At 22.8% G+C, this 18,089-nt stretch carries 15 protein-coding genes; 13 read left to right on the plus strand and 2 right to left on the minus strand.

What is annotated here, in order from left to right:
- Nucleotides 1-258: 258 nt before the first annotated feature.
- The 9 genes from mnmG (at nucleotide 259) to AB4W61_RS00045 (ending at nucleotide 9,243) form a co-directional block, all read left to right on the plus strand.
- Nucleotides 259-2,145 (plus strand): tRNA uridine-5-carboxymethylaminomethyl(34) synthesis enzyme MnmG, encoded by a 1,887-nt coding sequence (gene mnmG / locus AB4W61_RS00005; RefSeq protein WP_367678941.1) that lies wholly within the window; start codon nucleotides 259-261, stop codon nucleotides 2,143-2,145.
- A gap of 474 nt (nucleotides 2,146-2,619) precedes the next feature.
- Nucleotides 2,620-3,435, plus strand: coding sequence for a F0F1 ATP synthase subunit A (gene atpB / locus AB4W61_RS00010; protein ID WP_367678942.1), 816 nt, complete (start codon nucleotides 2,620-2,622; stop codon nucleotides 3,433-3,435).
- A gap of 47 nt (nucleotides 3,436-3,482) precedes the next feature.
- On the plus strand, nucleotides 3,483-3,722 hold the full coding sequence (gene atpE / locus AB4W61_RS00015) for a F0F1 ATP synthase subunit C (RefSeq protein WP_367678943.1): 240 nt from the start codon (nucleotides 3,483-3,485) through the stop codon (nucleotides 3,720-3,722).
- A gap of 120 nt (nucleotides 3,723-3,842) precedes the next feature.
- Nucleotides 3,843-4,313 carry a F0F1 ATP synthase subunit B gene (atpF, locus tag AB4W61_RS00020; protein ID WP_367678944.1) on the plus strand — a complete coding sequence of 157 codons (471 nt, stop codon included), beginning with the start codon at nucleotides 3,843-3,845 and terminating at the stop codon, nucleotides 4,311-4,313.
- A 1-nt stretch (nucleotide 4,314) separates the two neighbouring features.
- The gene (atpH, locus tag AB4W61_RS00025) at nucleotides 4,315-4,869 is read left to right on the plus strand and encodes an ATP synthase F1 subunit delta (RefSeq protein WP_367678945.1); all 555 of its coding nucleotides are present in this window, start codon (nucleotides 4,315-4,317) and stop codon (nucleotides 4,867-4,869) included.
- 13 nt (nucleotides 4,870-4,882) lie between these two features.
- Nucleotides 4,883-6,418, plus strand: coding sequence for a F0F1 ATP synthase subunit alpha (gene atpA / locus AB4W61_RS00030; protein WP_367678946.1), 1,536 nt, complete (start codon nucleotides 4,883-4,885; stop codon nucleotides 6,416-6,418).
- A gap of 36 nt (nucleotides 6,419-6,454) precedes the next feature.
- Nucleotides 6,455-7,330 (plus strand): F0F1 ATP synthase subunit gamma, encoded by an 876-nt coding sequence (atpG, locus tag AB4W61_RS00035; RefSeq protein WP_367678947.1) that lies wholly within the window; start codon nucleotides 6,455-6,457, stop codon nucleotides 7,328-7,330.
- A gap of 43 nt (nucleotides 7,331-7,373) precedes the next feature.
- Complete coding sequence (gene atpD / locus AB4W61_RS00040; protein ID WP_367678948.1) at nucleotides 7,374-8,786, plus strand: F0F1 ATP synthase subunit beta; 1,413 nt, start codon at nucleotides 7,374-7,376, stop codon at nucleotides 8,784-8,786.
- 40 nt (nucleotides 8,787-8,826) lie between these two features.
- A complete protein-coding gene (locus AB4W61_RS00045) occupies nucleotides 8,827-9,243 on the plus strand; it encodes a F0F1 ATP synthase subunit epsilon (RefSeq protein WP_367678949.1) in 417 nt (138 codons plus the stop codon).
- A gap of 101 nt (nucleotides 9,244-9,344) precedes the next feature.
- Here the strand turns inward: AB4W61_RS00045 and gyrB are convergent, their stop codons facing one another.
- Both gyrB and dnaN read right to left on the minus strand, forming a co-directional pair.
- Nucleotides 9,345-11,753 (minus strand): DNA topoisomerase (ATP-hydrolyzing) subunit B, encoded by a 2,409-nt coding sequence (gene gyrB, locus AB4W61_RS00050; RefSeq protein ID WP_367678950.1) that lies wholly within the window; start codon nucleotides 11,751-11,753, stop codon nucleotides 9,345-9,347.
- A gap of 162 nt (nucleotides 11,754-11,915) precedes the next feature.
- On the minus strand, nucleotides 11,916-13,019 hold the full coding sequence (gene dnaN, locus AB4W61_RS00055) for a DNA polymerase III subunit beta (RefSeq protein ID WP_367678951.1): 1,104 nt from the start codon (nucleotides 13,017-13,019) through the stop codon (nucleotides 11,916-11,918).
- Nucleotides 13,020-14,416: 1,397 nt separating this feature from the next.
- Here dnaN and rpmH point away from each other — a divergent pair.
- From rpmH to mnmE, 4 genes are all read left to right on the plus strand, one after another.
- Nucleotides 14,417-14,560 carry a 50S ribosomal protein L34 gene (gene rpmH / locus AB4W61_RS00060; RefSeq protein WP_367678952.1) on the plus strand — a complete coding sequence of 48 codons (144 nt, stop codon included), beginning with the start codon at nucleotides 14,417-14,419 and terminating at the stop codon, nucleotides 14,558-14,560.
- A 20-nt stretch (nucleotides 14,561-14,580) separates the two neighbouring features.
- Entirely contained in the window at nucleotides 14,581-14,949 is a 369-nt protein-coding gene (gene rnpA, locus AB4W61_RS00065; RefSeq protein ID WP_367678953.1) for a ribonuclease P protein component, read from the plus strand.
- Nucleotides 14,950-15,058: 109 nt separating this feature from the next.
- Nucleotides 15,059-16,669: a membrane protein insertase YidC gene (gene yidC, locus AB4W61_RS00070; RefSeq protein WP_367678954.1), complete on the plus strand. Its 1,611-nt coding sequence runs from the start codon at nucleotides 15,059-15,061 to the stop codon at nucleotides 16,667-16,669.
- A 59-nt stretch (nucleotides 16,670-16,728) separates the two neighbouring features.
- Complete coding sequence (mnmE, locus tag AB4W61_RS00075) at nucleotides 16,729-18,078, plus strand: tRNA uridine-5-carboxymethylaminomethyl(34) synthesis GTPase MnmE (RefSeq protein ID WP_367679172.1); 1,350 nt, start codon at nucleotides 16,729-16,731, stop codon at nucleotides 18,076-18,078.
- Nucleotides 18,079-18,089 lie beyond the last annotated feature (11 nt).

Raw genomic sequence — 18,089 nt, forward strand, 5'->3', positions numbered from 1 at the left:
ATTTTCACATATAAAAAATAAAATAATTCATTTCAACCAAATAATTTATTATTCAAGATAAGATAAATTTTTTGATAGCATTATGGTTTTGTTAAAATAAAACGCTGAATAAAAAACTCACTTAATATAAGAATACTACATTAGTATATTTTAACATAATTTTTATTATATATTTTTTAATGATATTTAATTAAAAAAATAAAAAATTTTTATAAAAAATAAAATAAAAAATAAATTTTATATTATAAAGGTTATAACATGACAAAGTTAAATAACTTTCAAGTAATTATTATTGGAGGAGGCCATGCAGGAACTGAAGCGGCGTCTGCTAGTGCTAGAATGGGTTATAAAACACTTTTATTAACTCAAAAAAAAAAAAATATTGGATGCTTATCTTGTAATCCATCTATAGGAGGTATTGGAAAAAGTCATTTAGTTAAAGAAATTGATGCTCTTGGGGGTATTATGGGATTGGCAATTGATCAATCCGGAATACAATTTAAAATACTAAATACAAGAAAAGGCATTGCTGTACGATCAACTAGAGCTCAAGCAGACCGTGTACTATATTCAAAATTTGTACAACAATATTTAAAACAACATGCTAAGTTGACAATTTTAGAACAAGAAGTTAATGATATAATTATAAAAAATAACAATGTTATAGGTGTAAAAACAAAACACAATAATTTATTTTTTTCTAAATCAGTTGTATTAACTACTGGTACTTTTTTAGGAGGAAAAATACATATAGGAGATAAAACTACAATAGGAGGTAGAAAAGGAGATATTTCATCTATTCCATTAGCTTTAAAATTACGAGAATTACCTTTAAAAGTAGGAAGATTAAAAACAGGAACACCTCCTAGATTAGCATTAAAAAGTATAAATTTTAAAAATTTAAAAAAACAAAACGGAGATTTTCCTCTACCTTATTTTTCTTTTTTAAAAAAAAATTGTATAAGACCAGCTCAAATTCCATGTTTTTTAACTTTTACTAATAATGAAACACATGAAATAATATATGAAAACATAAATAAAAGCGCAATTTATAATGGTAAAATTATAGGAATTGGACCTAGATATTGTCCATCTATAGAAGATAAAGTCATGCGTTTTAAAGATAAAAATCGTCACCAAATATTTCTTGAACCTGAAGGTTTAAAATCAGAATTAATTTATCCAAATGGAATTTCTACTAGTCTACCTTTTTCTATTCAAAAAAAAATAATTCATTCAATTGAAGGATTAGAAAACGCTGAAATTGTCCAACCAGGTTATGCTGTTGAATATGATTATTTTAACCCAAAAGATCTAAAGTTAAATTTAGAAAGTAAATATATAAACGGTTTATTTTTTGCTGGTCAAATTAATGGAACAACTGGATATGAAGAAGCAGCTGCGCAAGGATTATTAGCTGGTATCAATGCAGCCCGGTTTTCAAACAACTTAGAACCATGGTTTCCTCGTAGAGATCAAGCATATTTAGGAGTCATGATTGATGATTTATGTACACAAGGCATTACAGAACCATACCGTATTTTTACTTCTAGAGCAGAATATCGGTTATCATTAAGAGAAAATAATGCTGATTTAAGATTAACAAAAATAGGTAAAAAATTAAATCTTATTGATACAAAACGTTGGTTACGTTATATTGAAAAAATAGAAAATATTGAAAAATATCAAACCATTTTAAAAAAAAATATTTGTTTTAAAAAATCTGAAAATGCTAAAAGTATTTTTGTATTTACTACATTAAATATAAAAGAAAATATTACTTACTTTGATTTACTAAAAAGACCTGAATTGAGCATTCATACATTAATAAACTTAAATTTAATTAAAAATAAAAATTTAGATATAGAAGCATTAGAAGAATTAGAAACAAATATAAAATATCATGGTTATATTTTAAGACAAAAAAAAGAAATTATACGTCAAATATTATATGAAAAATCTTTATTACCTATTAATTTTGACTATAATCAAATTAAAGGATTATCTAAAGAAGTTATATCGAAATTAAATACTTCACAGCCTTTTTCTTTAGGACAAGCATCTCGTATCGAAGGTATTACCCCTGCTGCATTATCTATTTTACTTATTTATATAAAAAATAATTTTTTTTTAAATAAATATTAAAAATAATAAATAAAAATAATTAATGTTCCATTTAAATATTAAATTTTAAAAAATTAAAAAAACAATATATTTAATTATTAAAAATTATTTATTTTTATAAACAAAAATTATTATTATTTAATAATAAAAAATTATGCTAATTATCAGTTATCTAAATAAACTCAATTATCAATATTAAAAAAATAAAAATTATATTTTAAATATAGATATTTATTTGTAATAAATTAAAAAAAATAAATTAAATAATTTTTATAAAAAAATATATATAAAATTTTATTAATAATTAATATATTTAACATATTAAAAATTAATAATTGTTTATGATTAATAAAAATGCATTTTTATTAATCATAAACAATGTAATATATTTATGCATTATATTTAAATAATTATGATGCTTTATTATATAAATATATAAGCTAATATTTTATAAAAATATATAAACAAATCAAATAATACAGGGCATATAAACCAATGTTTTTTAGACAAATATCTACTCCTCAAGAGTATATTAGTCATCATTTACAACATGTAAGATTAGATTTATCTAGTTTAAAATTAATACCAAGCAATATTTTATCAAATTCATTTTGGGTATTAAATCTAGATTCAATAATTGTTTCAATATTATTAGGGTGTATTTTTTTATCTTTTTTTTACATAGCTTCAATACAAAATTCTTATATTCCTAATAAAATTCAGATTTTCATAGAATTAATAATAAATTTTGTTAATAAAAATATTAAAGATATAATGCATACAAAAAATAACTTTGTTGGCCCTTTATCATTAACAATTTTTGTATGGATATTTTTAATGAATGCTATGGATTTAATTCCTGTTGATTTTTTTCCTTTCATTTTCGAAAATATTTTTAATTGTCCTAATCTTCGTATTGTTCCTTCTTCTGATATAAATATTACTTTTTCAATGTCACTTGCTGTTTTTTTATTAATTTTATTTTATAGTATAAAAACAAAAGGTATATCTGGTTTATTTAAAGAGTTGATTTGTCAACCTTTTAAACATCCTATTTTTTATTTTTTTAATTTTATTTTAGAAACAATTAGTTTATTGTCTAAACCTATTTCTTTATCGTTAAGACTGTTCGGTAATATTTATGCAGGAGAAATGATTTTTATTTTAATTTCTAGTTTTATACCATGGTGGATGCAATGGATCTTAAATGTTCCATGGGCTATTTTCCATATTTTAGTTATAACTCTTCAATCATTTGTATTTATGATATTAACTATTGTATATTTATCAATGGCTTCGAAAAAACATTAAAAAATTATAACAAAAAACATAATAACTTAAAAAATTAGAGGTAATTGATGAATCATGTAAATGCAGATACTATTTATACAGCTGTATCTATAATAATTGGCCTAGCATCAATAGGGGCTGCAATTGGAATAGGATTATTAGGTGGTAAATTTTTAGAGGGAGCGGCTCGACAACCAGATTTAGTGCCTTTACTCCGTACTCAATTTTTTATTGTTATGGGTTTAGTAGATGCTATTCCAATGATTGCTGTTGGTATAGGTCTTTATATACTATTTGCAACCAAATAAAAATTAAAAAAATATTAATAATATTCATACGATACGCGCTGCCCTTACAGTTAATATCAAAAAAAGTAAGGGCAATAAATATTATTTATTTTAACATTAATAAAAAAGGATATACATTCTGTGAATTTAAATGCAACGCTAATTGGACAAACTATTTCATTTATTTTATTTGTATGGATATGTATGAAATACATATGGCCTCCCATCATTTATATTATTAACAAAAGACAAAAAAAAATAATAGATTCTTTTGAATTAATAAAAAAAGAAAAATTAGAAATAGATATACAGAAAAAAAACATACAACAAGAAATAAAAAATGCAAAAAAAGAAGCTTTTTCTATTTTAAACAAAGCTAAAAAAAGAAAAGAACAATTATTAAAATCCACTATTGAGCAAGCGGAAAAAGAACGAATAACAATATTAAAAGAAGCCAAATTATCAATTCAAGCAGAAAGAAAAAAAATGATCATAGAGTCAAACCAATATACTACTAAAATAGCCATACAAATTGCAGAAACAATATTAGAAAAAGCAATTAAAAAACATGGAAATAGTAATTTAATAAAAACATTAATATCAGATATATAATATGAGAAAAATTATGTTATGTACATATCATAAAAATATTGCATACCCTTATGCTAAAGCAGCATATCAATTTTCTAAATCGAACAATTGTATTCAAGAATGGAATAATATGTTTATTCTAGTTACAAAAACATTAAAAATACCAATATTTAATTCCTTATGTCATGGAATATTAGGAATAACTTATCCTAAAACCATTTTTAATCAAATATTCGAAAAATACATAGATTGTTTTTTTAAAAATTTTATTTATATTATTATAGAAAATAAAAGATTATTTTTAATAGAATCTATTTTTTTTATTTTTAAAAATCTATGTGAAAAATTTAATAATATACAAAATATACAAATCATAGTTCCAAATAAATTATCTGAAATAGAATATAAAAATATTATTAGTCAATTAGAAAGAAAATTCTCTTCAAAAATTAATTTAACGCATAATGTTAATAAAAATATTATTGGAGGAATTATTATTAAAAAAGAAAAATTACAAATAGATAAAAGTATTAAAAATTATCTAAATCAAATTAAAAAATATTTAAAAACTAATTAAATAAGAGATAAAAATGCAATTAAATTCAAATGAAACTTTTGAAATAATAAAAAAAAGAATAAAAAATTTTAATTTTATTAATGAAAAAATTAATGAAGGAACTATAGTTTCAGTAAACGATGGAATCGTAAAAATTATCGGATTATCTGAAGTTATGCAAGGAGAAATGATCGAACTTACAGAAAATTTATATGGAATTGCATTAAATTTAGAAAAAAATATTGTTGGAGTAATAGTTTTAGGTCCTTTTGATCATTTAAAAGAAGGTATGCAAGTACGTTGTACAGGAAAAATATTAGAAATACCTGTAGGATTAAAATTTTTAGGTAGAATTGTGAATAGTTTAGGTTGTCCAATTGACAACCAAGGAGAAATTAAAGAAGATCAGTATTCACCTGTAGAAACAGATGCGCCTGGAGTAATTGACCGTATTTCAATTAGCGAACCTTTACAAACAGGATATAAGTGTATTGATTCAATGATTCCGATAGGAAAAGGGCAACGAGAATTAATTATTGGAGATAGACAAACAGGAAAAACTACCTTAGCTATTGATACAATTATTAATCAAAAAAACACAGGAGTTAAATGTATATACGTTGCTATAGGTCAAAAAAATTCAACTATTATTAGTATAGTGCAAAAATTACGCCAAAATAAAGCTTTATCTAATACAATAATAGTCGTTGCATCCGCTTCAGAATCTGCTGCATTACAATATTTGTCCGCTTATTCTGGATGTACTATGGGTGAATTTTTTAGAGATCGTGGAGAAGACGCGTTAATTGTATATGACGATCTTTCTAAACATGCAATTGCATATAGACAAATTTCACTACTTCTAAAAAGACCACCAGGAAGGGAAGCATTTCCAGGAGATATATTTTACTTACATTCTAGATTATTAGAACGGTCTGCTAAAATCAACTGTTCTAGTATAAAAAAAAATAATAATATTAAAAAAAAAATAGGATCATTAACAGCATTACCAATTGTGGAAACACAAGCAGGAGATGTTTCATCTTTTGTACCGACAAATATTATATCGATTACTGATGGACAGATATTTTTAGAGTCAAGCTTATTTAATTCTGGAATTCGACCTGCTATTAACCCTGGAATTTCTGTATCAAGAGTAGGAAGTGCAGCACAAACACAAATCATAAAAAAATTATCTGGGGGAATTCGTTCTGCACTAGCGCAATATAGAGAACTGGCTGCTTTTTCTCAATTTTCATCTGATTTAGATATAATTACTAGAAAACAACTAGATTATGGAAAAAAACTCACTGAATTACTAAAACAAAAACAACATCAACCAATGAGTATTGCAGAACAAAGCATTATGTTGTTTGCAGCTTCAAAAGGATTTTTAGAAGATATAAAAGTAACTAATATTTTAATTTTTGAACAACAACTAATAGATTTTTTTAAATTAGAACATATTAATATTTTTAATATCATTAATTTAAATAAAATTTATAATGATGAAATAGAATCACAGTTTAACGAATTAATTACATATTTTAAAAAAAATGTTTTTATATAAAAAATTTTATAATAAAAAATAAAAATAAGATGAATTATGCCTATCAATATTGAGATAAAAAACAAAATTCATAGCATTGAAAATACTCAAAAAATTACAAAAGCTATGGAAATGATTTCTATTGCCAAAATGAAAAAAACTCAATGTAAAATGGAAATAAGTAGACCTTATGCTAATATTCTAAATAAAGTAATTTCACATGTATCACAAGGATATCTAGAATATAAACATCCTTTTTTATATACAGAAAAAAAAATAAAAAAAAATGGATATATTATACTATCGACAGATAAAGGTTTATGTGGAAGTTTAAATACTAATTTATTTAAAAAAATATTAGACATGTTCATAATTGACGCTAAAAAAAATATTTTTACTGAAATTATACTATTAGGATCAAAAGGATCAAATTTTTTTGAATCACTTGGATATAATATTCTAGATAAAACAATAAATATAGGAGAAAACCCATCATTTTCAACAATAATAACATTTGCTCATCCGTTAATTCAAGCATATAAAAATCAAAAAATTCAAAAATTATATATCTGTTATAATCACTTTCATAATAGATTATCTCAACATCCTATTATTAAACAACTGTTACCTTTTCCGAAAAAACAAACAAATAATTATAAAAAAAAAATATGGGATTATATATACGAGCCTAACGCAAAATATTTATTAAATCTTCTATTAAACAGATATCTAGAATTTCAAATATATCAAAGCGTGTTAGAAAATTTAGCTTCTGAACAAGCAGCTCGAATGGTAGCAATGAATACTGCAAATAATAATAGTACATCTATGATTAAAGATTTGCAGTTAATATACAATAAATCACGTCAATCTAACATTACTCAAGAAATTACGGAAATTATTTCAGGATCAAATGCTTTATCCAAAGAATAAAATAAAAAAATAATACAAAGTATAAATTTTTAAAAGGTGAAAAATGAAAGTTATTGGAAAAATTGTACAAGTAATTGGATCCGTAGTTGACGTCGAATTTCCTTATAATCAAGCTCCAAAAATTTATAATGCGTTACAAATTAAAGATTCTTCTCTTTCATTAATATTAGAAGTACAACAACACCTAGGAGGTGGGATAGTAAGAACCATTTCTATGGGTAATTCTAATGGATTAAAAAGAGGTATGAATGTTATTGATTTGCATCATGGAATTAAAGTGCCAGTAGGATCAGCAACTTTAGGAAGAATAATGAATGTTTTAGGTCAACCTATCGATATGAAAGGAGAATTTAGAAATAAAAATAAAAAAGAAAAATTAGAACTATGGGAAATTCATAGATCCGCACCAAAATTCTGCGAACAATCACAGTCTCATGAAATATTAGAAACAGGAATTAAAGTCATTGACTTAATTTGTCCTTTTTCTAAAGGAGGAAAAGTAGGATTGTTTGGAGGAGCTGGGGTTGGTAAAACAGTTAATATGATGGAATTAATACGAAATATTGCAATAGAGCACTCAGGATACTCAGTTTTCACAGGAGTAGGCGAAAGAACAAGGGAAGGAAACGATTTTTATCATGAAATGAAAACATCTAATGTTTTAGATAAAGTATCTCTAGTATACGGACAAATGAATGAACCCCCCGGTAATAGATTAAGAGTAGCTTTTACTGGTTTAACTCTTGCAGAAAAATTTAGAGAAGAAGGAAAAAATGTATTACTATTTATAGATAACATTTATCGATACACACTTGCTGGAACTGAAGTTTCTGCATTATTAGGAAGAATGCCTTCAGCAGTAGGATACCAACCAACATTATCAGAAGAAATGGGTATTTTACAAGAACGCATAACTTCTACACAAAAAGGATCTATTACATCAATACAAGCTGTATATGTTCCAGCTGATGATTTAACTGACCCTTCTCCTGCTACTACTTTTGCGCACTTAGATTCTACAGTTACTTTAAGTCGACAAATCGCTTCTTTAGGAATATATCCATCTGTTGATCCTTTACTTTCAACAAGTCGTCAGTTAGATCCAGAAATCATAGGTATAGATCATTATACAATTGCACAAAAAGTACAAAATATTCTTCAAAGATTTCAAGAACTAAAAGATATAATTGCTATTTTAGGCATGGATGAATTATCGGAAGACGATAAAATCTTAGTATCACGCGCTCGAAAAATACAACGATTTTTATCCCAACCTTTTTTTGTAGCTGAAGCTTTTACAGGAAAAAAGGGAAAATATGTTCCACTTAAAGAAACAATTAAAGGATTTAATAAAATTGTTACTGGAGAACTAGATTCTATACCAGAACAATTGTTTTATATGGTCGGTAATATTGATGAAGTAATTAATAAATCAAAAAAAATAAAATCCATTTAGTATTTTTCGTTATAAAATTTAATTATTTATAAGGTTTACCATGGTGTTTCATTTAGATGTTGTTAGCGCTGAACTTCAAATTTTTTCAGATCAAGTACAAAAAATACGTATACATGGTGTAGAAGGAGAATTAACAATTTATCCTAAACATACACAATTATTAACATCGGTAAAACCAGGAGTATTATATATAAAAAATAAATCTGGTAAAAAAAAATATATGTATTTGTCTGGAGGAATACTAGAAGTACAACCTGAAATAGTAACTATATTGGCTGATACTGTTATCAATAGTAAAGATCTGAATCGTTATAAAGCTATATCGCAAAAAAATCAAGCAATAGCTTATATAAAAAATTGCGATTTACATGATAAAAATAGATCTAAAATGATAAAAAAATTATCTAAAGCGTTAGCTAAAATTAAAACTATAGAAATGATGAAATGTTCTTCATAAATAAAAAAATATTTTAATTTGTTTTCAGGGTTCGGCAGGTTAGATATATCATTAAAACCTGCCGTATAATTAAGATAAATCATATAAATTTTTTATGTTTATTAAAAATCAATATTTTTAGCATATAATGCATTTTTTTCTATAAAAGATCTTCTTGGTTCTACTAAATCACCCATTAATACTTTAAATAATTGATTAGCTTTTTCGGCATCTTGTATAGATACCTGTAACATTCGTCTCGTTTTAGGGTTCATAGTAGTATTCCATAATTGTATAGGATTCATTTCACCTAAACCCTTATATCTCTGTATTGTTGTTCCTTTATGTTCATTATCAATGATATTTTTTAAAGTTACATCAATATTTAAAAAAGAAAATTTCTTTTCTTTTTGTTGGATTATTCCATTATCTCTATTTAATTGACTAATTTGCTGGTTTATTTTTATTATTTGTGTATATAATTTACTTTGAAAAAAATTATATTGTAATTTATAAGTAAACTCTTCTCCATATATCTTTTTCTTAAAGATAGGTTCAAAAAAACTACAATTATGACTTTTACAAACTTCACCAAAATAAATAATATTATTTTTATTTTTTTTGTTTAAAGAATCAGTAATGTTATTTATCCAATTTAAAACCACATCTTTTTTTGTTAATTCGCATAAAACTGGTTGATAAATTAATTCATGCAATATAATATTTGGAATATTTTTTGTATGTATACTGATTTCATTCTTAATTTGCACATAATCTGTAATTAATTTTACGATCTTACTATGATTTAAAATTTTTTTATATGGTTTAGTTATGTAAAAAATGCAATTTTCTAAAGCAGTATTAATTTGGTATGTATTAAGTTCTTCTTCATCTCTAATATATTGTTCTTTTTTTCCTTTTTTTACTTTATATAAAGGAGGTTGTGCAATATATATATATCCTTTATTAATAATTTCAGGCATTTGACGGTAAAAAAAAGTTAATAATAAAGTGCGAATATGTGATCCATCTACATCAGCATCAGTCATAATAATGATGTTATGATATCGTAATTTATCTAAATTGAACTCATTTTTTTCAATACCACAACCTAATGCAGCAATAAGAGTTGCTAGTTCTTGAGATAAAATCATCTTATCAAAATGCGCTTTTTCTACGTTTAATATCTTACCTTTTAAAGGAAGGATAGCTTGATTTTGTCTATTTCTTCCTTGCTTTGCTGAACCTCCTGCAGAATCACCTTCTACAATATATATTTCAGATAGTTTTGGATCTTTTTCTTGACAGTCAGATAGTTTACCAGGTAATCCAGATAATTCTAAGCTTCCTTTTTTTCTAGTGATTTCACGAGCACGACGCGCAGCTTCTCGAGATCGCGCAGCTTCTATAATTTTATTTAAAATAATCTTCGAGTCTTGAGGGTGTTCTAATAAAAATTGCATTAAAAATTCTTGAGTTAATGATTCAACCACTGATTTTACTTCTGAAGAAACTAATTTTCCTTTAGTTTGCGAAGAAAATTTTGGATCTGGAACTTTAATAGATATTAAAGCAACTAAACCTTCTCTTGCATCATCGCCTGTGATATTAATTTTATTTTTTTTAGAAGTATAGCTTTCTTTTTCTATATAATTGTTAAACGTACGAGTTATAGCTGATTTAAAACCAGATAAATGAGTTCCTCCATCTTTTTGAGGTATATTATTTGTAAAACAATATATTTTTTCTGTAAAATTATTATTCCATTGCATTGCAATTTCAACAACTATTTTATCTTTTTTAGAAAGACTATAAAAAATATGAGTATGTATCGGATTATTATTTAAAAGAGATATGAATGCCTTAATACCTCCTTTATAATGAAATTTTTGTGATAAATGTTTTTTTTTATCATGTAGATAAATCGTAATTCCAGAATTTAAAAAAGATAATTCTTGCAATCTTTTATATAAAATTTCATATTTAAAATTTACTATATTAGTAAATATTTGCAGATTAGGCCAAAATCTAATTTTTGTACCCGTTTTTTTATTATCACAATTTGTATAAATAGGAGCAGAAGGGTTTCCATTATTATAAATTTGAGTGTATTTTTTATTACTTTTATACACCGTTAATTTTAATTTTTCTGATAAAGCATTAACTACAGATACCCCTACTCCATGTAATCCTCCAGATACTTTATATGAATTATTATCAAATTTACCTCCTGCATGTAAAATAGTCATAATTACTTGAGCAGCTGGTATTTTTTCCTCATTGTGTATATCAATTGGTATACCTCTTCCATTATCTTGAACTGAAACGGAATTGTCTTCGTGTATAGTAACAATGATTTCATTACAATATCCCGCTAATGCTTCATCAATAGAATTATCTACTACTTCAAATACCATATGATGTAATCCGCTTCCATCATCTGTATCTCCAATATACATACCTGGACGTTTGCGAACAGCATCTAATCCTTTTAAAACTTTAATACTAGACGAATTATAAGAATTCGGCATTAATACTCCTTTTTTTTATTAATAAAAGTTCAAAATACCTAAATTGAATAAATGTATATTAATAGAATAAAAAAATAATTAATATTTTATCAATAAATTTAATTAATATTTATTATATTTATTTAATTTTAATTATAAATATTATAAATATTTAAATGTCATTTATAACAATAAAGGCATAACTACAAAAATATTATTTGATTGTTGATCTTCTTGAATATGAACGGAACAAACTGGTATATTAAATGAAAAAAAAACGTATTCTTCTGTCATATTATTTAATATGTCAATAATATAATTAACATTCATATTAAATGCTATCTCTTCTTTTATAATATTAATATTAATTATTTCTTTTGCCTTCTCTTCTTCTTCATTATTAGATCGTAACTCTAATTGATCTTTACAAAAACAAAATTTTACACTTTGAAATTTTTTATCAGATAGAATAGACACTCTTAATAATGCATTTTTTAATTGTAATGTAGGAATTTTGATTTTTATTTTAGGATATTGTAATAAAACATTATTATATTCTGGATAGTTTCCTTCAATTAATTTTGAAATAAAAACGGTATTATGTATTTTTATTCTAATATTATTTTTATTTAAAAATAATATTAATTTAATATCTCGATTATTTAGTAACTTAATAAGTTCTAATACTCCTTTTCGAGAAATAATAACAGAATAAAAATTATACCTATTGTCTAAATGTACAGAAGAAACTGCTAATCGATGACCGTCAGTAGCTACCATTTTTAACTGATTTTCGTTAATTTCAAATAATATTCCATTTAAATAATAACGTACATCATTAATAGCCATAGCAAATTGTGTATTATGAATCATGTTTTTAATAATAGATTGTGAAACAACAAACGTCATTTCATGATTAAACGATTTTAATAACGGAAATGAAGTCTCAGATACAATTAATAATTCAAAAACACTGTTATTAGATTTGATTAACATTTTTTTTTCATTAACATATACTTTAATAACAGAATTATTAGGAATACTTTTACAAATACTTAATAATTTTCTACCAGAAACTATGGTAGACTTATTAATATCTTGAGAAATAATAGTAGTATAAACAGTAATTTGAGTTTCTAAATTAGTACTTGTTACTGTCATAATATTACCGTTAACATTGATTAAAACATTTTCAAGAATAGCAATATTATGATTTTTTAATAATAAAATAGAAACTTTCTGTAAAGCTTTTAAAAAATTTTTTTGTTCTACAATAAATTTAATCATATTTTTTTTTAAGAAGATAAAATAATTTTTAAAATAAAAAGTCTTCTATATATCCAGTTATTTTCTTTTAACAGTAAATTTATTTTATAAGATTATAAAAATTTTTAAATCAGATCTATGATATAGCATTAACGATTTAAAAATAACAAAATTTAAATATTTTATTTTAAAAATATCTATTTAATAAATTATAAAGTAATTAATTTTTAATTTTTCAGTAAGTAATAAAATAAGTACATTAAATAGAGTTTTTTCAAAATTGAATATATTATATATATTTCAACTTAATAAGTTTATTTATATTATAATTTAAAATTATAACAATTCTTTTGTTGCAACATAAATTAATAAAAAAAATTATATTTAATATGAAATTATTTGCATATATTTCTATAAATATAGATATACTAATTATATTATAAAATAATAATTCCATATGAAATTAAAATTTATAACTTATATATGTTAAAATTTTTATCTATACATATTATATGTATCATAATTTAAAAAAATATATATAATTATTTATAAAAAATTTTATTTTTTTTTAAAAAAAATAATATATATTCGTAATAATAAAAAACAAAACCATGATTGTTATTAATATCGTTAAAATAAATTAATTTATACATGATGAATTAATTAATAGTAATTATTATAAATATAATTACTAATAAAATTAAGTATTTATACAAGAATTTATAATTTATTATATTTATTTTAAAATATTTTGTTTTGTGATTAATAATTAAAATTATTTTTAACTTTACATTTTATAATACATTTTAATCATAAATTAATTATTTTGAATATATTAATAATAAAATTATTAATATATTAATACATTTTTATAAATTGTAATTTTATGAATAAAATGTTTAGTTTCGTATTTTATAAATAAAATAATCTAAATTCTTGTTTTGATTAAAAGTTAAAAAATAAAGTAATAAAAAAATTATTTTTTTCTCAACAAAGAATAAAATAATAATTTAATCAGCACATACAAAATTTAATAATATATTAAATATATACTAAAAAAGCTTTTTATTTATAATAAAAAATGAATTATTTCATTAATGAATTATATATAATTAATATTTTATTAAAATTTATAAAAATTTTTTGTAATAAATAAATAAGTATTTAATAAAATTATTCTATAAATATAAAAATATAGTTTATATAATTTTGAGATAATATATTATAAATTCTAATTCAAAATTATATTAATAAAAAATAAATAATTAAAAAATTTAATTTCAAACAAATTTATTTAATAATAATTAATTTTATTTTTTTTATATAAATTAAAAAATATTTCTGTATAACCAAATATAAAATTAATTTAAAATACTATTATTAAATGTAAAACAATATTCATAACGGATAACTTTAGTATGAAACGTACCTTTCAACCATCTTTATTAAAACGCAATCGTTTACATGGATTTCGATCTCGAATGTCAGATAAAAACGGAAAACACATTTTATCTAGACGTAGAGCTAAATTACGTAGTAAGTTAACTGTTTCTTCTAACTAATAAATTTAACTACATAGAGTATGAATATTATATTTTCATATCCTCGGGAGTTGCGCCTGTTAACTCCCATTCAATTTAAAAAAGTTTTTAAAAAATCATATAAAGTTACTAATAAAGAATTAATTATTCTCGGAAAACCAAATTCTTTACTATTCCCTCGTTTAGGAATTAGTATTTCTAAAAAAAAAATTAAATATGCAACCATACGAAATAAAGTAAAACGATTAATTAAAGAATCATTTAGAATTTTACAACATAATTTAATGCATATGGATTTTATAGTGATTATAAAACAATTTTCTATTTTTTTAAAAAATAATATTTTTTTTAATAAAATAAATAAATTATGGAATAGATACTCTTTAATTAATTTAATACATAAAAAATAAATCTTTAAAAATACAACTAATAAAAAAAATTATAAATTTCATTTATTAATAAATAGAAAATATAAAATTATAAAAATAATTAAAACAGATAAATGTGAGAATATAAATAATGAATCTGTTACGCAATTTTATTCTTGTTTCTTCTTTCGTTGCTTTAATAATCTCCTGCGCTGTTTGGAAAAAAAATATTGAAGCAAATCATAGTTCAATAAAAATTGAAAATTTTAATCATGATGATTCGTTAATAACAACGAAAATAAACCCATTATCATTTATAACAATAAAAAACGATGTAATCAAATTAACAATTGATAAAAAAGGAGGAGATATTGTACAAACAGAATTATTAAAATTTAAAGATACGCTAAATTCTAAAAACGATTTAAAATTATTAGAAACATCTCATAATTTTATATATCAAGCGCAAAATGATATAATAAAATCAAAATATTTAGGTCATGAATTTCAAAAAAATTACCGATTAAATTATCAAACTAAAAAAAATGATTTTATCTTAACAAATCAAAATTCTATAATAGAAGTACCTCTATTATCTATTTCTAAATCTGGTATTAAATATATTAAAACTTTTGTTTTAAAAAAAAATAGTTACGCTGTCGATGTAAAATTTAAAGTTATAAATAATACTAATCAATCCATTGATATGATTATGTTTAATCGTTTAATACAAAGCATTGTCCAACCAAAAAGTAAACAACATGAGAATAATAATATTGCCTTACAAATTTTTAGAGGGGTTGCATACTCTACTGATAATAATAAATATAGTAAGTATAAATTTACAGATATACAAAATAAAGCAAATTTAAAAATATCGACAAAAAATGGATGGATTGCAATGTTACAAAAATACTTTGTATCTGCATGGATTCCAAAAAATACATCCTATAAAAACCATATATTCACCAATTATTTAGAAAAAAATATTGCAGCTATAGGATATAAAACAGATATTATTCATATACCAGCAAAAAATGTTACTAATTTAATATCAACATTATGGGTTGGTCCAGAAATTCAAGATAAAATGGCTGCAGTTGCTCCCCATTTAGATTTAACAATAAACTATGGATGGTTATGGTTTCTATCACAACCTCTATTTAAATTACTTAAAATATTAAATAATTTTTTTCATAATTGGGGATTTTCTATTATTGCCATCACTTTTATCATGAAATTATGTATGTATCCAATTAGTAAAGCTCAATATATTGCAATATCTAAAATAAAAAAAATACAACCTTTAGTAGAAAATATTAAAAAAAAATTCGCTCATGATAAACAAAAACTAACTGAAGAAATGATCATTTTATACAAAAAAGAAGGAGTTAATCCTTTAGGAAGTCTCTTTCCAGCATTAATTCAAATGCCTCTTTTTTTAGCACTATATTATATGTTAATGAGTTCAGTAGAATTAAGACATGCCCCTTTTATCCTATGGATTCAAGATTTATCAGATAAAGATCCATACTATGTATTACCTATTTGTATGGGTATTACTATGTTTTTTATTCAAAAAAATAATACACTTAATGATCAAAACAAATCATCTATACAAGACATCATACTGCAACTAACGCCTTTTATTTTTACTATATTTTTTCTATGGTTTCCATCAGGATTAGTTTTATACTATACAGTTAGTAATTTAATCACAATATTTCAAAATAAAATAATGTTTAAAAATATAAAAGTTTAAAATCTATTAATTTTTAATCAAAGAAATTATTCATAACGAGACTAATTATTGTGTATGATATGCAAACTATTGTTGCTCAGTCTACATCTCCTGGAAAATCAGGAATAGGTATATTAAGAATTTCAGGAAAAAAAACAATTGAAGTTGCTCAATTAATATTAAAATGTTTACCATCCCCTCGTGTAGCAACATATTCTAATTTTTTTGACGTAAAAGGTAATATTCTAGATACGGGGATAGCTATTTTATTCCCAAAACCTAATTCCTTTACAGGAGAAGACGTATTAGAATTACAAGGGCATGGAAATGATTTAATTATTGACTTATTAATAAAAAATATTTTAACAATTAAACATATACGATTGGCAAAACCTGGGGAATTTACACAACGCGCTGTCTTAAATAATAAAATAGATTTAACACAAGCAGAAGGAATCGCTGATTTAATCAATGCTGAATCAGTAAGTTCAATTCAACTATCACTAAAAATAATGCAAGGAGATTTTTCTAAACACATTAAAAATGTAATAAAAAATATATCTGATATCAATGTTTTATTAGAAACTGAATTAAACTTTTCTGAAGAGGAAGGTTTAATGCTCAATCTTAATGTCATTGAAAATACATTAAATACAACATTAAAATTTTTATTAAAAATTAAAAATAGTGATAAAGAAGGAATAATTTTAAAAGAAGGGGCTAAAATAGTTATCTGCGGACCTCCTAATTCTGGAAAATCCACTATACTAAATATGTTATCAAAAGATAACACATCTATTGTAACCAACATAGCAGGTACAACAAGAGATTTAATCCATCAAAAAATTCAAATTAAAGGATTGTCATTCATTGTTACTGATACAGCTGGATTAAGAAAAAGTGATAATATAATTGAAAAAATCGGAATAAAAAAAACAAAAAAAATGATTCATTTGGCTGACCATGTACTATTCGTTATAGACTTAAAAAAATATAAAATAAATAAAGAATATTATAAAAAAATAGAAAATGAATTACTGCAAGATAAATCATATTGTATTATTTTTAATAAAATAGATTTATTATCATTAACTCCTATAATTAAAAAAAATAAAAATACAACACATATTTATATTTCTGCGAAAAATAATATTGGATTAAAATTATTAACAAATTATTTATTTCATAAATATAAAAAAAATAATTCTAAAGAAAGTATTTTTACAACTAGGAGAAGACATTTAATTATAATTAATCAAGTATTTATAGAATTATCACAATCATTAACAAATTGGAAAAAAAATCATAATTTAGAATTGCTGTCAGAAAGTTTAAGAATTGCTATTAATTTACTACAAGAAATTATTCATTGTGATTCGTCAGAAACAGTATTAAAAAAAATTTTTTCTGAATTTTGTATCGGAAAATAAAATGTATATGA

Origin of the sequence: Buchnera aphidicola (Thelaxes suberi), assembly GCF_964059005.1 — a bacterium.
Lineage (GTDB): Bacteria > Pseudomonadota > Gammaproteobacteria > Enterobacterales > Enterobacteriaceae > Buchnera_I > Buchnera_I aphidicola_C.